At 69.8% G+C, this 14,413-nt stretch carries 13 protein-coding genes; 6 read left to right on the forward strand and 7 right to left on the reverse strand.

Annotation, left to right across the window (positions count from 1 at the left end; genetic code table 11):
- Nucleotides 1-29: 29 nt before the first annotated feature.
- From TU34_RS08905 to TU34_RS08920, 4 genes are read right to left on the reverse strand one after another with little or no spacing between them, the layout of a single operon-like run.
- Nucleotides 30-896 carry an amino acid ABC transporter permease gene (locus tag TU34_RS08905; RefSeq protein ID WP_045822519.1) on the reverse strand — a complete coding sequence of 289 codons (867 nt, stop codon included), beginning with the start codon at nucleotides 894-896 and terminating at the stop codon, nucleotides 30-32.
- Nucleotides 893-1,576 (reverse strand): amino acid ABC transporter permease, encoded by a 684-nt coding sequence (locus tag TU34_RS08910; RefSeq protein ID WP_045822520.1) that lies wholly within the window; start codon nucleotides 1,574-1,576, stop codon nucleotides 893-895. Before TU34_RS08910 ends, TU34_RS08905 begins: the two co-directional genes overlap by 4 nt.
- Nucleotides 1,573-2,625 (reverse strand): glutamate ABC transporter substrate-binding protein, encoded by a 1,053-nt coding sequence (locus TU34_RS08915; RefSeq protein WP_045822521.1) that lies wholly within the window; start codon nucleotides 2,623-2,625, stop codon nucleotides 1,573-1,575. The genes TU34_RS08910 and TU34_RS08915 overlap by 4 nt, the downstream gene beginning before the upstream one ends.
- The gene (locus TU34_RS08920) at nucleotides 2,625-3,353 is read right to left on the reverse strand and encodes an amino acid ABC transporter ATP-binding protein (protein ID WP_203225432.1); all 729 of its coding nucleotides are present in this window, start codon (nucleotides 3,351-3,353) and stop codon (nucleotides 2,625-2,627) included. The genes TU34_RS08915 and TU34_RS08920 overlap by 1 nt, the downstream gene beginning before the upstream one ends.
- Nucleotides 3,354-3,549: 196 nt before the next feature.
- Here TU34_RS08920 and miaB point away from each other — a divergent pair, with 196 nt between their 5' ends.
- Together miaB and TU34_RS08930 are read left to right on the forward strand one after the other, a co-directional pair.
- On the forward strand, nucleotides 3,550-5,106 hold the full coding sequence (miaB, locus tag TU34_RS08925) for a tRNA (N6-isopentenyl adenosine(37)-C2)-methylthiotransferase MiaB (RefSeq protein ID WP_045822523.1): 1,557 nt from the start codon (nucleotides 3,550-3,552) through the stop codon (nucleotides 5,104-5,106).
- The gene (locus TU34_RS08930; RefSeq protein WP_082080085.1) at nucleotides 5,103-5,753 is read left to right on the forward strand and encodes an Rv2732c family membrane protein; all 651 of its coding nucleotides are present in this window, start codon (nucleotides 5,103-5,105) and stop codon (nucleotides 5,751-5,753) included. The genes miaB and TU34_RS08930 overlap by 4 nt, the downstream gene beginning before the upstream one ends.
- A gap of 19 nt (nucleotides 5,754-5,772) precedes the next feature.
- Here the strand turns inward: TU34_RS08930 and TU34_RS08935 are convergent, their stop codons facing one another.
- Nucleotides 5,773-7,332: a DUF349 domain-containing protein gene (locus tag TU34_RS08935; protein ID WP_082080087.1), complete on the reverse strand. Its 1,560-nt coding sequence runs from the start codon at nucleotides 7,330-7,332 to the stop codon at nucleotides 5,773-5,775.
- A 186-nt stretch (nucleotides 7,333-7,518) separates the two neighbouring features.
- On the opposite strand from TU34_RS08935, the gene TU34_RS08940 reads away from it, so the two are divergent.
- The 4 genes from TU34_RS08940 (at nucleotide 7,519) to hflX (ending at nucleotide 11,806) form a co-directional block, all read left to right on the forward strand.
- Nucleotides 7,519-8,247, forward strand: coding sequence for a class III extradiol ring-cleavage dioxygenase family protein (locus TU34_RS08940; RefSeq protein ID WP_045822526.1), 729 nt, complete (start codon nucleotides 7,519-7,521; stop codon nucleotides 8,245-8,247).
- A 50-nt stretch (nucleotides 8,248-8,297) separates the two neighbouring features.
- Entirely contained in the window at nucleotides 8,298-9,230 is a 933-nt protein-coding gene (gene miaA / locus TU34_RS08945) for a tRNA (adenosine(37)-N6)-dimethylallyltransferase MiaA (protein ID WP_238981224.1), read from the forward strand.
- Nucleotides 9,231-9,239: 9 nt separating this feature from the next.
- A complete protein-coding gene (dapF, locus tag TU34_RS08950; protein ID WP_238981225.1) occupies nucleotides 9,240-10,160 on the forward strand; it encodes a diaminopimelate epimerase in 921 nt (306 codons plus the stop codon).
- 212 nt (nucleotides 10,161-10,372) lie between these two features.
- Complete coding sequence (gene hflX / locus TU34_RS08955; RefSeq protein ID WP_045822624.1) at nucleotides 10,373-11,806, forward strand: GTPase HflX; 1,434 nt, start codon at nucleotides 10,373-10,375, stop codon at nucleotides 11,804-11,806.
- Nucleotides 11,807-11,956: 150 nt separating this feature from the next.
- Here hflX and TU34_RS08960 read toward each other — a convergent pair whose 3' ends face one another.
- Both TU34_RS08960 and TU34_RS08965 read right to left on the reverse strand, forming a co-directional pair.
- Entirely contained in the window at nucleotides 11,957-12,217 is a 261-nt protein-coding gene (locus tag TU34_RS08960) for an HPr family phosphocarrier protein (RefSeq protein WP_045822527.1), read from the reverse strand.
- A 36-nt stretch (nucleotides 12,218-12,253) separates the two neighbouring features.
- On the reverse strand, nucleotides 12,254-14,389 hold the full coding sequence (locus tag TU34_RS08965; RefSeq protein WP_082080061.1) for a PTS fructose transporter subunit IIABC: 2,136 nt from the start codon (nucleotides 14,387-14,389) through the stop codon (nucleotides 12,254-12,256).
- Between the last annotated feature and the right edge of the window lie 24 nt (nucleotides 14,390-14,413).

Below are 14,413 nucleotides of genomic sequence, written 5' to 3' on the forward strand. Positions count from 1 at the left end.
GAGGTCGGGGAGACCGGGGGACTCGTTCGTCAGACGGGCAGGGGATCGGGTTGGGTCGGGGTGACCGTCGGTTCCTTGCGGCGTCCCTCGCGCACACGACGCTCGACGGTGGTGGCCAGCACGGACAGACCGAAGTTGATGACGATCATGACGACGGCCACGACCACCAGCGCCGGCAGGTAGTTGCCGTAGTACGAGGCGGACTGGATGCCCGAACGCACGACCTCGATGTAGCCGATGGCGTACCCCAGCGCGCTGTCCTTCAGTGCGATCACCATCTGTGAGATCAGGGCCGGCAGCATCGCGGTGATGGCCTGGGGGAGCAGGATGATCCGCATGGTCTGCGACTTGCGCAGACCCAACGAGTTCGCCGCCTCGAGCTGTCCCGACGGCAACGAGTTGATGCCCGATCGCAGGATCTCGGCGATCACCGACCCGTTGTACAGCGTGAGTCCGGTGACCACGGCCGCGAACGCCAGTTGCTGCGACGGGAACACCGCGTACTGCGCGAACAGGTAGTAGGCGAAGATCATCAGGATCAGGACGGGGATGGCGCGGAAGATCTCGACGACACCACCGCTGATCCAGCGCACGGCGCGGTGCTCGGAGAGTCGCCCGATGCCCAGGACCGCACCGAGGACCAACGCGAACACGATCGACAGGGCAGCCGCTTTGAGCGTGCCCCACAGTCCGGGCAGCAGGTACGTCGTCCAGGTGTTGACCTCGACGAACGGCTTCCATTTCTCGGCCGTGAGCTGCTCGTTGCCGGCCAGGGTGACGATCACGAACGCCACGGCCGCGATGAGCACCGCGGCGAACACGACGGCGATCGCCTGGTACCGACGCCGCGCCTTGGGGCCCGGGGCGTCGTAGAGGACTGTCGCGCTGCCGCTCATCGTCGGACCGCCAATCTCTTCGCGAGGAAGCCGAACACGTAGCCCTCGAGCAACGTGATGATCATGAAGCCGACCGCGATGATGGCGAAGATCGCGACGATCTGGTCGGCGTGGTTCTCGATCTGTTCCTTCATCAGCAGCGACGCCTCGGCGACGCCGATCGCCGAGGCGATCGTGGTGTTCTTCGTCAGTGCGATCAGGACGCTGCCCATCGGGCCGATGACCGATCGGATCGCCTGCGGGAGAACGATGATCCCGAACACCTTCGAGAACCCGAGACCCAGCGACCGGGCCGCCTCGGCCTGCCCGAGCGGGACGGTGTTGAACCCCGACCGCAGCGTCTCGCAGACGAAGGTCGAGGTGTAGACCACGAACCCCAGAACCGCGAGCCAGAAGTTGTTGTTCTTGATGAAGTTCGCGTTCTCCGGCGCCAACGTGAGACCGAGATTCTGATACAGCCCGATCGAGCAGAAGATGACGATCAGCGTCAGCGGGGTGTTCCGGACGATGTTGACGTACCAGGTCCCGAACATCCGCATCACCGGCACCGGCGACACCCGCATGCCGGCGAGGATCGTGCCCCACACCAGCGACCCGATGGCGGCGAAGAACGTGAGCTTGAGGGTGACCCAGTAGGCGGGCCACAGCGCGGGTCCGATGTCGGACCACAGTTCGTTCATGACAGACCCGCCGGGCACGGGGTGGACTTCGAGTCGAGGAACGACAGGTCACCGGGCTTCGGGGTGAAGGTGAACGGTGAGTCGGGTGCGTCGGCCCGCTTCATCAACATCTCGACCTCCTCGTCACCGATGGACTCGCGCAGGGCGCGTTCCCACGGCGACGATCCCGATCCGTCGGGGGTGAGCATCTTGTCCAGCGCCTTGTTGGCGGCAGTGACGTTGGCCGGATAGTTCTTCGGCATACCGATGCCGTAGCGCTCGGTGGAGAACGGCGCGCCCTGTTTGCGCAGCACCTTCTTCCCCGACGAGGTCACGCACGCGTCCTTCGGATACGTCATGTCGACGATCTTGAACTGGTCGTCGTAGATGTCGAAGTTCGCGAAGCCGGCGAGGATCACCTCGTCGGTCGTCAACGCGTCGATCTTCTTCAGGCGCAGGGCCTCCACGCATCCGGAGTAGGAGTCGTACTCCTGCAACTGGATTCGAGGTAGCTGGGCCTTGACGTTCTGCGCCGACGTCGATCCGGTCACCGAGCAGAGCTTCTTGCCCTTGTCGAGGTCGGTCAGCGTGGCGATGCTGTCGTCGTCCTTGCGGACCAGCAGTCCCTGGTAGTTCACCAGGTAGGGCCCGGCGAAGGCGACGCGCTCGGAGCGCGCGGCGTTGATCGAGTAGGTGGCGGCGATCATGTCGACCTCACCGTTCTCGATAAGGGTCTCGCGCTGGGCCGACGGCGTCTCGCGCCAGGTGATCTTCGGGTGCGCGACGCCGAGGTCGTCGGCTATGGAATCGACCACGTAGCGCGACACGAGCGTGTCGAAGCCGGTGAAGTCCTTGTTCGGTTCCCGCAGTCCGAGGCCGGGCTGGTCGTACTTCGTGCCGAGGATGACCGAGCCGTCCTTGATCGACGCGATGAGGTCACGCGGGTTGGTGTTGCCGCAGGCGGTCAGCGATGCCGCGGTGACGGCGAGCGTCACGGCCAACACGGCGACGGTCGACCACCGACGGCGGCGGGGATGTGCCGTCGTCACCGGCTGTGGTGATGCCCGCATCAGTGGCCCAGGATCTTGCCGAGGAAGTCCCGGGCACGCTCGGACTCCGGACGGGTGAAGAAACTCTCCGGATCGGTGTCCTCGACGACGGCACCGTCGGCCATGAAGATGACGCGGTCGGCGGCCTTGCGGGCGAATCCCATCTCGTGGGTCACCACGAGCATCGTCATGCCCTCCTTGGCCAGCGAGACCATGACGTCGAGGACCTCGTTGACCATCTCGGGGTCGAGAGCCGACGTCGGCTCGTCGAACAGCATCACCTTCGGGTCCATGGCGAGCGATCGCGCGATGGCCACGCGTTGCTGCTGGCCACCCGAGAGCTGCGCCGGGTACTTGTCCCTCTGGGCCGCGATACCCACTCGCTCGAGCAACTCCATCGCGCGGCTGCGGGCGGCGTCCTTGCTCTTCTTGCGCACCTTCATCGGCGCGAGGGTGACGTTGTCGATGATCGTCTTGTGGGCGAAGAGGTTGAACGACTGGAACACCATCCCGACCTCGGCGCGCAGGGCGGCGAGTCCCTTGCCCTCCGACGGCAGCGGTTCACCGTCGATACGGATCTCGCCGTTGTCGATCGGCTCGAGGCGGTTGATGGTGCGGCACAACGTCGACTTGCCCGAGCCGGAGGGGCCGAGCACCACGACCACCTGCCCGGCCGGGACGTCGAGGTTGATGTCCTTGAGAACGTGGAGGTCACCGAAGTGTTTGTCGACACCGTGTAGCGAGATCATCGGCGTGGTGGCCGATGTCGCGGACGCGGCCGGTCCGGATTGCGAAGCGGTCATGCAGGGCACCTTACGGTCACCGTGACCCCGAGTGACCCGAAAGCGCGGCCGAGGGTAACCAAATCTTTACTCTCGGGCCCGTGGGGCTCGTCGGCGTCGCCGATTCCGGTTGTGCCCTCCCGCGGACGTACCCTGGGCTGCGATGAAAGCGTATTCACCGCCGACCGCGCCCGCCGGGCAGGGCGCCCGCAGCTACCAGGTCCGCACCCACGGCTGTCAGATGAACGTGCACGACTCCGAGCGCATCTCCGGTGTGCTCGAGGACGCCGGGTACGTGCGCGCGACCGACGGCACCGACGCCGACCTCGTGGTCTTCAACACCTGCGCGGTGCGCGAGAACGCCGACAACAAGCTCTACGGCAACCTGTCGCATCTCGCGCCGATCAAGCAGCAACGCCCCGACATGCAGATCGCCGTCGGTGGCTGCCTCGCGCAGAAGGACCGCGGCGCCGTCGTCGACAAGGCGCCGTGGGTCGACGTCGTGTTCGGCACACACAATCTCGGGTCACTGCCGGTGCTCCTCGAGCGCGCCCGCCACAACGCCGCGGCGGAGGTCGAGATCCTCGACTCGCTCAAGGAGTTCCCCTCGACGTTGCCCGCGCGCCGGGAGTCGTCGTACGCGGGGTGGGTCTCGGTGTCGGTCGGGTGCAACAACACCTGCACGTTCTGCATCGTGCCCGCGCTGCGCGGCAAGGAGGTCGACCGTCGCCCCGGCGACGTCCTCGCCGAGGTGCAGGCCCTCGTCGACGAGGGCGTGCTCGAGGTGACGCTGCTCGGCCAGAACGTGAACGCCTACGGCATGTCGTTCGTCGACCCGGCCCTGGGACGGCAGCGTTCGGCGTTCGCCGATCTGCTGCGCACCGCCGGCGACAACGACGGGCTCGAACGACTGCGGTTCACGTCGCCGCATCCGGCGGAGTTCACCACCGACGTGATCGACGCCATGGCCGAGACCCCCGCGGTGTGTCCCCAGTTGCACATGCCCCTGCAGTCCGGCTCCGACCGGGTGCTGCGGTCGATGCGTCGCAGCTACCGACGGACCCGGTTCCTGTCGATCCTCGACGAGGTGCGTGACCGCATCCCCGACGCCGCCATCAGCACCGACATCATCGTCGGGTTCCCCGGCGAGACCGAGGAGGACTTCGCCCAGACGCTCGACATGGTCGCCACTGCCCGCTTCGCGTCGGCGTTCACGTTCCAGTACTCGCCGCGACCGGGAACGCCCGCGGCGACGATGGGTGACCAGGTGCCCAAAGAGGTTGTCACCGAACGGTATCTGCGCCTGACCGCGCTGCAGGACGAGATCTGCCTGCAGGAGAACCGACGGACGGTCGGCAATCGTGTGGAGCTGCTCGTGACCGCCGACAGCGGCCGCAAGAGCGCCGAGACCAGGCGTCGGACGGGCCGCGCGCGCGACGGACGACTGGTGCACTTCACCGCGGGTGACGCCGAGTCGATCCGCGCGGGCGACGTGATCGAGACGGTGGTGACCGGTGCGGCGCCGCACCACCTGATCGCCGACGACGGCGTGCTGTCACACCGCCGGACCCGTGCAGGCGACGCCTCGGCGGCCGGACGTACCGCTCAGACCCCGCCGATCGGCGTGGGTCTCGGGATGCCCGCGATGGGGGTGCCTGCGGTCGCCGACGCGCCCGGCGGTACCGCAGGCGGGTCATGCGGAGGAGGATGTGGGTCATGAGTGATGCACGATCGACCGACGGTGACGGCTTCTCGGCGTTCGAGGGGGACCTACGCAAGGCCGAACGCAAGGTGGCCGGCGAGATCGACCCGGGTGGACGTGCCGTCGTGGTGGCGGTCGCGGTACTCGCGGCGATCCTGGCGATGATCCTGCCGCACACCGGTTCGGCCAACGGGATCGACGTGCTGACCTTCGCCGCGGACTCGACGGCCGAGCGGGTGACGATCACCTCCCGGGTGTTCATCTACCTGCTGGTGATCTTCGGCATCGGGTTCTCGATGCTGGCGTTGGTGACCCGACGGTGGGTCATCGCGTGGGTCGCGTTGTGCGGCTCGGCGGTCGGATGTGTCGCGGGGATGCTCGCCTGGTGGTCGCGGAACACCCCCGGCGTCGACGGGATCGCCCCGCCGCACGGTGTCGGTGTCGGGCTGGTGCTCGGGTGGTTCGCCCTGCTGGTCATCACGTTCCACTGGGCGCGGGTGGTCTGGGCGCGCACGAACTATCAGCTCGCGCTCGAGGAGGGTCGTCGTCGTGAGGCCACCGAGGCCGAGGACCGCGCCCGCGCGCTGCAGCGACGGGCGTCGCAGGCCCGCGTCACCGACGCACCCGCCGACGACGCCGAGCCGACCGACCGCCTCGGCGACTGAGCGTCCCCCGACCCGGTTCCTAGAGGTCGGAGACGGCGCTCTGCGCCGCCTGTGACCATTCGCGCCACTGCTGGGCCTGGGCCCGCAGATCCGCCGCCTCGCGGTCCTTGCCGCGTGCGGCAGCCTTCTCGGCCTGTTCCTCGAGCTGGGCCACGCGCGAGGCGAACTGGTCGGCGCGGGCCTTCACCTCGGGGTCGGTGCGCTGCCAGTGCGTGTTCTCGGCGTCGGCGATGCGCTTCTCGATGGCGCGGATGCCCTTCTCGAGCGACTGCATCTGCTCGCGGGGGACCTTCCCGATCGCGTCCCACCGGTCGCGCAGCGATCGGAACTGGGTGCGTGCGGCGTCGAGGTCCTTGGCCGGGTCGGCCATCGACTTCGCCTCGTCGAGCAGTGCACGCTTGGCCGCCGCATTCGCCCCGAACTCCTCGTCGCGCTCGGAGTTCGCCGCGTTGCGGGCCGCGAAGAAGATGTCCTGGGCGGCCTTGAAACGCTCCCAGAGGGCGTCGTCGGTGTCGCGGGGTGCGCGTCCGGCCGCCTTCCACTCGGTCAGCAGATCGCGGAAACGGCCCGCCGTGGGACCCCAGTCGGTGGAGTCCGAGAGGGCCTGCGCCTGCTCGATGAGTTCTTCCTTGCGTGCCTTGGCGCCGGCGCGTTCGCGGTCGAGATCGGCGAAATGCGCACCGCGCCTGCGGTTGAAGGCGTCGCGGGCCTTCGCGTAGCGCTTCCACAGCACGTCGTCGGTCTTGCGGTCGACGCCCTTGATCGTCTTCCACTCGTCGAGGATCTCGCGCAGACGGTCACCGGCGTGCTTCCACTGCGTGGTCTCGGCGCCGATCTGCTCGGCCTCGGCGGCCAGGGTCTCCTTGCGGGCGATGGCCGCCGTCCGGGCGGCGTCACGCTCCTTCGTGCGCTGTTCGGCGATGCTGTCGGCGCCGTCGATGATGGCCGTCAGCCGTCGTTCGAGGGTCGGGACGTCGCCGATGACCGCAGCCGTGGGCAGCGAGTCGCGCAGAGCCACCGCGGCGGTCTTCGTCTTGCGGGGATCACCGGTTCCCGCCGCCAGCCGTTCCTCGAGGATCTCGACCTCGGTGGCGAGGTCGTCGAACCGTCGGCCGTAGTGGGCGAGGCCGTCGGCGGGGGTGCCGGCCTGCCACGAACCGATCTGTCGGGGTTCGTCGCCGGAGGTGAGCCACACCGTGCCGTCGTCGTCGACCCGACCGAACTGTCGCGGGTCACTCGCCGGTCGCACCCGCACCGGGTGCTCGACGGCCGGTGCAGCGGTGGCCGCCGCCGGGTTCGCCGCGCCCGGCCGGGGCGCTCCGGGACGGGGGCCGGGTCGGGGACCCGGGCGTGGTCCGGGCTTGGGGCCGCCGGGCGACGGCGTGCTCGGTGTGGCGGCAGCGGGTGAGGACTCGGCGGCCGGGGGCTCGCCGGGAGTCGATGCGGCGTCGGGGGCAGCGGCCGGTGCGGGCGCCGCTGCAGCGGACCCGGTGGGGGGCGTCGGGTCCGAGACGGTCGGGCTCGGTGCGTCCGCGGGCTCGACCGCGGAGTCCGCGCGCTGCGCTGTCGGTTCACTCATGTCCGTCACAACCTCGTCCCTGCCGCGCGTCACGGCTGCCACTGTCGTCCGACCCGGTGCGTGCCGACCCGGTATGTCGTGGCCCCATCTAAGCAGGCGGGCGCCGATTTCGTGTGCAGTCGCGTCAACGCCGCGGGCCGTGCGCGGGCGCCGGGGCGCGGGGCCGCGTCGACTAGCGTCTGCGGTGTGATCTCCGCTGTCGCCTTCGTCCCCGGGGCCCCGCTGATCGTCCCGGAGGTGTCGGGTCCGGCAGCGGTCGCCGACGTCGACCCTGTCCGCGCCGCCGTACTCGAGGTGGGCCGACGACTGGCCGCCCGGGCGAGCACCTGGATCGCGATCGGTGTCGCCCCGAGCGACGGCTCCGCGATACCGCGGAACGGGACGTTCGCGGGCTTCGGGGTCGACCTGACGGTGTCGCTTGACCCCGGTCCCGCCGCACGACCGGACGCCGACACCATGCCCACCCCGATGCTGATCGCCGCCTGGCTGCGCGGCCGCGTGGCCGATGGCGCCGCCGTCGAGCCGGTGCTCGTCGACCCGTCGACCCCGGCCACGGAGTGCGCCGTGATCGGGGAACAGCTCGGGCGCCGCAGTGCGACATCCGGCGAGACGGTCGGCGTCCTCGTCGTCGGCGACGGGTCGACCGGACTCACCGACCGGGCACCGGCCGGACTCCTCGACGGCGCTGCCGCACTGCAGGACCGGATCGACGACGCGCTCGCCGCCGCCGACCTCGAGGCCCTCGCCCGGCTCGAGGAGCAGACCTGCGCGCAGATGCGCATCGCCGGCCGCGCGGCGTGGCAGGTCGCGGCCGCGGCGTGGACCGCGTCCGGCGCCGCGTCGGCCACCTCGGCATCGCTCTACCGCGGGGCGCCGTTCGGGGTGGGGTATCAGGTCGCGTGGTGGGAACGCTGACCGGGCCGTCAGCGCCTCGGCCCCGCGACCCGGTTCGCACACCCATCGCGGTGATCGGCCCCACCGGCACCGGGAAATCCGAGCTCGCCCTCGACCTGGCGCAGCGCCACGACGGCGAGATCGTCAACATCGACGCGATGCAGCAGTACCGGGGTATGGACATCGGGACGGCCAAGGTGCCGCCCGAGATGCGCCGCGGGGTCACCCACCACCAACTCGACGTCCTCGACGTCACCGAGACCGCGACCGTCGCGCGGTATCAGGCGGCCGCCCGTACCGACGTCGAGGCGATCATCGCCGCCGATCGCCGCCCGATCATCGTGGGCGGGTCCATGATGTACATCCAGTCGCTCCTCGACGACTGGACCTTCCCGGCCACCGACCCCGCCGTGCGCGCGCGACTCGAGGACGAGCTCGCCTCCGACGGGGTGGGGTCACTGCACCGACGGCTGGTGCAGGTCGATCCGGCGGCCGCGGCATCGATCCTGCCGTCGGACGGACGCCGCATCGTGCGGGCGCTGGAGGTCGTCGAGATCACCGGGGAACCGTTCGCGGCGTCGGCGCCGCCGATCGGCCGGGCCCCGCGATGGGCGACGACGATCGTCGCGCTCGACCGCGACACCGACGTCCTCGACGACCGTCTGCGTCGGCGCACCGACGCGATGTTCGACGACGGACTCGTCGACGAGGTGCGCACGCTCGTGGGGCGCGGACTGCGGGAGGGCACGACCGCACCGCGCGCCATCGGGTACGCGCAGGTCCTCGACGCCCTCGACGGACGACACGACATGGCGACCGCGCGCGAGCTCACGTTCACCGGCACCCGGCGCTACGTCCGCCGACAACGCTCGTGGTTTCGGCGTGATCCGCGCATCCACTGGTTCGACGCCGCCGACCCGTCGTTGCTCGACGCCGTCTCGGCCCTGGTGGACACCACCCCCACGCCCGGAGCACCGACCGCGGGCGACGGGCACGAACGGTAACCTGGGCCCATGGCAGCAGACGTCGACATCGAGGGCATGACGTTCCTCAAGGGGCACGGCACCCAGAACGATTTCGTGCTGCTGCCCGACGCCGACGCGCGCCTCGATCTCACCGCCGACCTCGTCATCGCCCTGTGTGATCGACGTCGCGGGATCGGCGCCGACGGCGTGCTGCGCGTCGCCCGTGCCGACGCGCTGTGCGTCACCGGCGCGCTCGACGAACTCCCCGCGGGCGTCGGTACCCGCGACTGGTTCATGGACTACCGCAACGCCGACGGATCGATCGCGGAGATGTGCGGCAACGGGGTGCGTGTGTTCGCCCACCACCTCGTCGCCGCCGGGCTCGTGGACGGCCCCGATTTCATCGTCGGGTCGCGCGCGGGCGCGCGTGCGGTGCACGTCTCCGACGCCGACGCCACCACCGCGACCGTCACCGTGGAGATGGGGCCGGTCACCGTGGGTGTCGAGAGCAAGGCGACACTCGGCGACCTGACCGTCGCGGGGGTCGCCGTCGACGTCGGCAACCCCCATCTCGCCTGTGTCGTACCGGATCTCGACCGCGCCGGCCTCGATGCGATCGACCTCGCGTCGAGTGCACGATTCGACACCGACGTCTTCCCGGCCGGCGTCAACATCGAGATCGTCACGCCACCGAGCGACGGTGTCGTGGCGATGCGGGTCCTCGAGCGCGGCGTGGGTGAGACGCGCAGCTGCGGTACGGGGACCGTCGCCGCCGCGGCGGCCGCACTGCTGGCCTCCACCGGGAATCAGCTGGGCACCATCGACGTTGAGGTACCCGGTGGCAGGGTGACCATTCGCCTCGAAGCCGACGCCGCCTACCTGACCGGCCCGTCGGTTCTCGTGGGCTCGGGTGTGTTGCGACCCGGGTGGGACCGGGCCTCGAACCCACCCCGGACCACCACCCGGTGACGTCCTCGCGGGAAGCCGACCCACGCCTCGCCGACGGCACCGCATCCACCGGGGGACCGACCGGAAAATCGGATGCGCGGGCACCCCGATCCGTGAGATCACTGACACCACACGCGGTACATCCGGCATCACCGGACCATCACGGCACCGCTGACGACACAGAGGAGAACACCTTCTTCACCGACACGAACACGATCGACCACACCGACGCGATCGACGAGACCGACCGGACGTCGGGCATCACCGAACAGTTCCGGCGCCGCACGCCGACCACGGGCGAGTTGCAGCTCGACGAGCGATCGTCGCTACAGCGTGTACCCGGACTGTCCACCGAACTCACCGACGTCACCGAGGTCGAGTACCGGCAGCTCCGCCTCGAACGGGTCGTCCTGGTCGGGGTGTGGACCGACGGCAGCGCCTCCACCGCGCAGGCGCGGATGGCCGAGTTGGCCGCACTCGCCGAGACGGCGGGCTCGGAGATCCTCGACGCGGTCATGCAGCGGCGCGATCGTCCCGACCCCGCGACCTACATCGGATCGGGCAAGGCGCACGAGCTCCGCGAGGTGGTCCTGGCCACCGGCGCCGACACGGTGATCTGCGACGGCGAACTGACACCGGCCCAGCTCAACGCGCTTGAGAAGGTGGTGAAGGTCAAGGTCATCGACCGCACCGCCCTGATCCTCGACATCTTCGCCCAGCACGCCACCTCACGTGAGGGCAAGGCGCAGGTCGCGTTGGCGCAGATGGAGTACATGATCCCGCGGCTGCGCGGCTGGGGTGAGTCGATGTCGCGTCAGGCCGGCGGTCGGGCGGGTAGCAACGGCGGTGTGGGCCTGCGTGGTCCCGGTGAGACGAAGATCGAGACCGATCGACGGCGCATCCGTGAACGGATGGCCAAGCTGCGTCGCGAGATCCGCGGTATGAAGACGGCGCGAACGGTGTCACGCAGTGGCCGCCGTCGGTCGTCGGTGCCCGCGGTGACCATCGCCGGGTACACCAACGCCGGGAAATCCAGTCTCATCAACGCCATGACCGGGTCCGGCGTGCTCGTCCAGAACGCCCTGTTCGCGACGCTCGATCCGACGACCCGTCGTGCGACGCTCGACGACGGCCGCGAGGTCGTCTTCACCGACACCGTCGGGTTCGTGCGACACCTGCCGACGCAGCTGGTCGAGGCGTTCCGCTCGACCCTCGAGGAGGTCGTCGACGCCGACCTGGTGCTCCACGTCGTCGACGCGTCCGATCCGCTGCCCATGGACCAGATCTCGACCGTGCGCACGGTGATCGACGAGGTCGTGCGCAGCGAGAAGGCCACCGCACCGCCGGAGATACTGGTGGTCAACAAGATCGACGCCGCCGACCCGCTCACCCTCGCCGCGCTGCGCGGCGAGTTCTCCGACGCCGTGTTCGTCTCCGCGGTCACCGGCGAGGGGCTCGACGAGCTGTTCGACCGCGTGCGCGACGTCATCGGGCGCGACGACGTGGAGATGTCGGTGCTCGTGCCCTATTCGCGTGGCGACCTCGTCTCGCGCATCCACGCCCACGGCGACGTCCTCGAGACCGAACACCGTGACGACGGGACGTTCATGCGGGTGAAGGTCCCGGCCGCGCTGGCCGGCGACCTCGTCGACATCGCCTGGCGCTGAGCGAGACCTGTTACGCGACAGACAGAGCAACGGCCGGTGGGATGTCCCACCGGCCGTTGCCCGTTCTTCTCTGTCGACGATCTACTCGGTGTCGAATCGCTCGCTCACTCGGTGTCGAACTGCTCGCTCACTCGGTGTCGAACTGCTCGCTCACTCGGCGTCGAGATCTTTGCCGACCAGCCCGGCGATCTCGTCGAGCGTGGCCTGATCGTCGGCACTGACCACGACCTGGGTGCCCTTCTCGGCGCCGAGGGTCATGATCATCAGCGCCGAACCGGCGTCCACGGGCTCGCCGCCCTCGACGGCCAGGGTGACCGCCGAGCCGGCCGCGGCGACGGCCTCGGCGATGATCGTGGCGGGACGGGCGTGCAGTCCGACGGCGGACCCGACGGCGATGGTGGTACTGGGCATGTTCAGTTCCTTCTGTGGTGGTGACGGGTGGGCGGATCAGGCGGGGACGGGAGCGCCGAGGGCGACCTCGGAGGTCGCGACGACCGGCTTGGACCGCATCTGCTTGGCCGCGACCACCAGGACGGCTCCGACCACTGTGCCCGCTGCGAGCGAGATCAGGAAGCCCAACACGTTGGTCATCGCGAAGAAGACGAAGATGCCGCCGTGCGGGGCCCGCAGGCCCACATCGAACGCCATCGTCAGCGCACCGGTGACGGCGCCACCGGCCATCATCGAGGGGATGACACGCAGCGGATCGGCTGCGGCGAACGGGATCGCGCCCTCGGAGATGAACGAGGCACCGAGCAGCCAGGCCGCCTTGCCGTTCTCGCGCTCCGGCTCGGTGAAGAGCTTGGGGCGGATGGTGGTGGCCAGCGCCATGGCCAGCGGCGGGACCATGCCCGCACACATGACGGTGGCCATGATGCGGAGGTCGGGCGCCGCACCGACCGCGAGCCCCTGGACCGCGAAGGCGTAGGCCGCCTTGTTGACCGGACCGCCGAGGTCGAAGCACATCATGAGACCCAGGATGATGCCGAGGATGATGACCGAGCTGCCGGACATGTTCGACAGCGCGTCCTGCAGCGAGGTGGTGATCCACTTCAGCGGGCGTCCGAGCACCATGAACATCAGCGCGCCGGTGATCAGTGTGGCCAGCAGCGGGATGATGACGACGGGCATGAGTCCACGCGCCCACTGCGGCAACGGGATCCGGCTGATCCACAGGGCCACGAAGCCGGCGATGAGACCACCGACGAGGCCGCCGATGAAGCCGGCGCCGACGACCGACGCGATGTAGCCGGCGGTGAAACCGGGAGCCAGACCGGGACGGTCGGCGATCGCGAAGGCGATGTAGCCGGCCAACGCGGGCACCAGGAAGAAGAACGCCAGCGACCCGATCTCGAAGAACACGCCACCGAGGTACTGGGCGAACCCGCCCGACGGCAGGTTGGTGAGGCTGTTGCTGAGCGCGATCGTCGCACCCAGGGGATCGGTGGCGCCGTTGGGCTTGAGCGCCATCTCGTATCCGCCGAGCAGGAAGCCCAGTGCGATGAGCAGGCCGCCCGCGGCGACGAACGGGATCATGTAGCTGACACCGGTCAGCAGGATCTGCCGGGTGCGGGTGCCCCAGCCGAGCTCGCTCGAGCCGGCCGATGCGCCGGCGGCGGCCGCGGCGGCCGAGCCACCCACACGCTTGGCGTTGGGGTCCTTCGCCGCGGCGACGGCCTCGGCGATCATGGTGTCGGGCTCGTTGATCGCGCGCTTGGTCCCCGACTCGATGACGGGTTTGCCGGCGAAACGCTCCCGGCCCTTCACACCCACGTCGGTGGCGAAGATGACCGCGTCGGCCCGGGCGATGACCGCCGGATCGATGGCGGTCGTCTTCGACGACCCCTGGGTCTCGACGACGAAGTCCACATCGGCGCGCTGCGCGGCGTAGGTGAGGGCGTCGGCGGCCATGTAGGTGTGCGCGATACCGGTGGGGCAGGCGGTGATGGCCACGACCGTGGTCGCAGCCGCCGAGCCGGTGGCGGCGGGCGGAGTGGTGCCGGCCGAGGTCGCGGTGGCGGCGGTCGTCGCAGCGCCGGTCGCGGCAGCGCTCGTCGACGCAGTGGTCGTCGGCGCCGCGGGGGTGACGACCTCGGAGACGAGGGCGACCACGGCGTCCGCGTCGGACGCGGCACGCAGCTTCGCGACGAAGTCGGGACGGACGAGGGCCCGGGCCAGCGCGCTGAGCAGCTTCATGTGCTCGGAGCCGCCCGAGGCGGGCGCCGAGATCAGGAACACCAGATCGGCGGGTGCGTCGGTGGCGCCGAAATCGACCGGCGGCGCGAGGCGGGCGAAGGCCAGGCTCGCGCGCACCGCGGACTCGGTGCGGCAGTGGGGGATCGCGATCCCGCCGGGAAGGCCGGTGGCCGACTGGGCCTCCCGCGCCATCGCCGCGCTCACCAGGGTGTCGGCGTCGGTGGCCCGGCCGCTGCGGACCAGGAGGTCGGCGAGGTAGGTGATCACCGCCTGGTTGTCCGATCCGGCGGCGACGTCGAGGGCGACGGTCGCTGCCTCGATGATCTGCGGTGGATCGGCGGATTCGGGCGCTCCGGTCGGAGCGGTGCCGATGTGGGTGTCGGACATCGTTGTGCCTTTTCTCGGTGGGAG

This window comes from Williamsia herbipolensis (genome assembly GCF_000964005.1).
Classification (GTDB): domain Bacteria; phylum Actinomycetota; class Actinomycetes; order Mycobacteriales; family Mycobacteriaceae; genus Williamsia_A; species Williamsia_A herbipolensis.

Bases quoted from the DNA above. Each gene is read 5' to 3' on its own strand.
- TU34_RS08960 (WP_045822527.1), bottom strand. From the start codon at position 12,217: ATGCCCAGTACCACCATCGCCGTCGGGTCCGCCGTCGGACTGCACGCC.
- dapF (WP_238981225.1), top strand. From the start codon at position 9,240: ATGGCAGCAGACGTCGACATCGAGGGCATGACGTTCCTCAAGGGGCAC.
- TU34_RS08935 (WP_082080087.1), bottom strand. From the start codon at position 7,332: ATGAGTGAACCGACAGCGCAGCGCGCGGACTCCGCGGTCGAGCCCGCG.
- miaB (WP_045822523.1), top strand. From the start codon at position 3,550: ATGAAAGCGTATTCACCGCCGACCGCGCCCGCCGGGCAGGGCGCCCGC.
- TU34_RS08930 (WP_082080085.1), top strand. From the start codon at position 5,103: ATGAGTGATGCACGATCGACCGACGGTGACGGCTTCTCGGCGTTCGAG.
- TU34_RS08915 (WP_045822521.1), bottom strand. From the start codon at position 2,625: ATGCGGGCATCACCACAGCCGGTGACGACGGCACATCCCCGCCGCCGT.
- TU34_RS08965 (WP_082080061.1), bottom strand. From the start codon at position 14,389: ATGTCCGACACCCACATCGGCACCGCTCCGACCGGAGCGCCCGAATCC.
- TU34_RS08910 (WP_045822520.1), bottom strand. From the start codon at position 1,576: ATGAACGAACTGTGGTCCGACATCGGACCCGCGCTGTGGCCCGCCTAC.
- TU34_RS08920 (WP_203225432.1), bottom strand. From the start codon at position 3,353: ATGATCTCGCTACACGGTGTCGACAAACACTTCGGTGACCTCCACGTT.
- TU34_RS08905 (WP_045822519.1), bottom strand. From the start codon at position 896: ATGAGCGGCAGCGCGACAGTCCTCTACGACGCCCCGGGCCCCAAGGCG.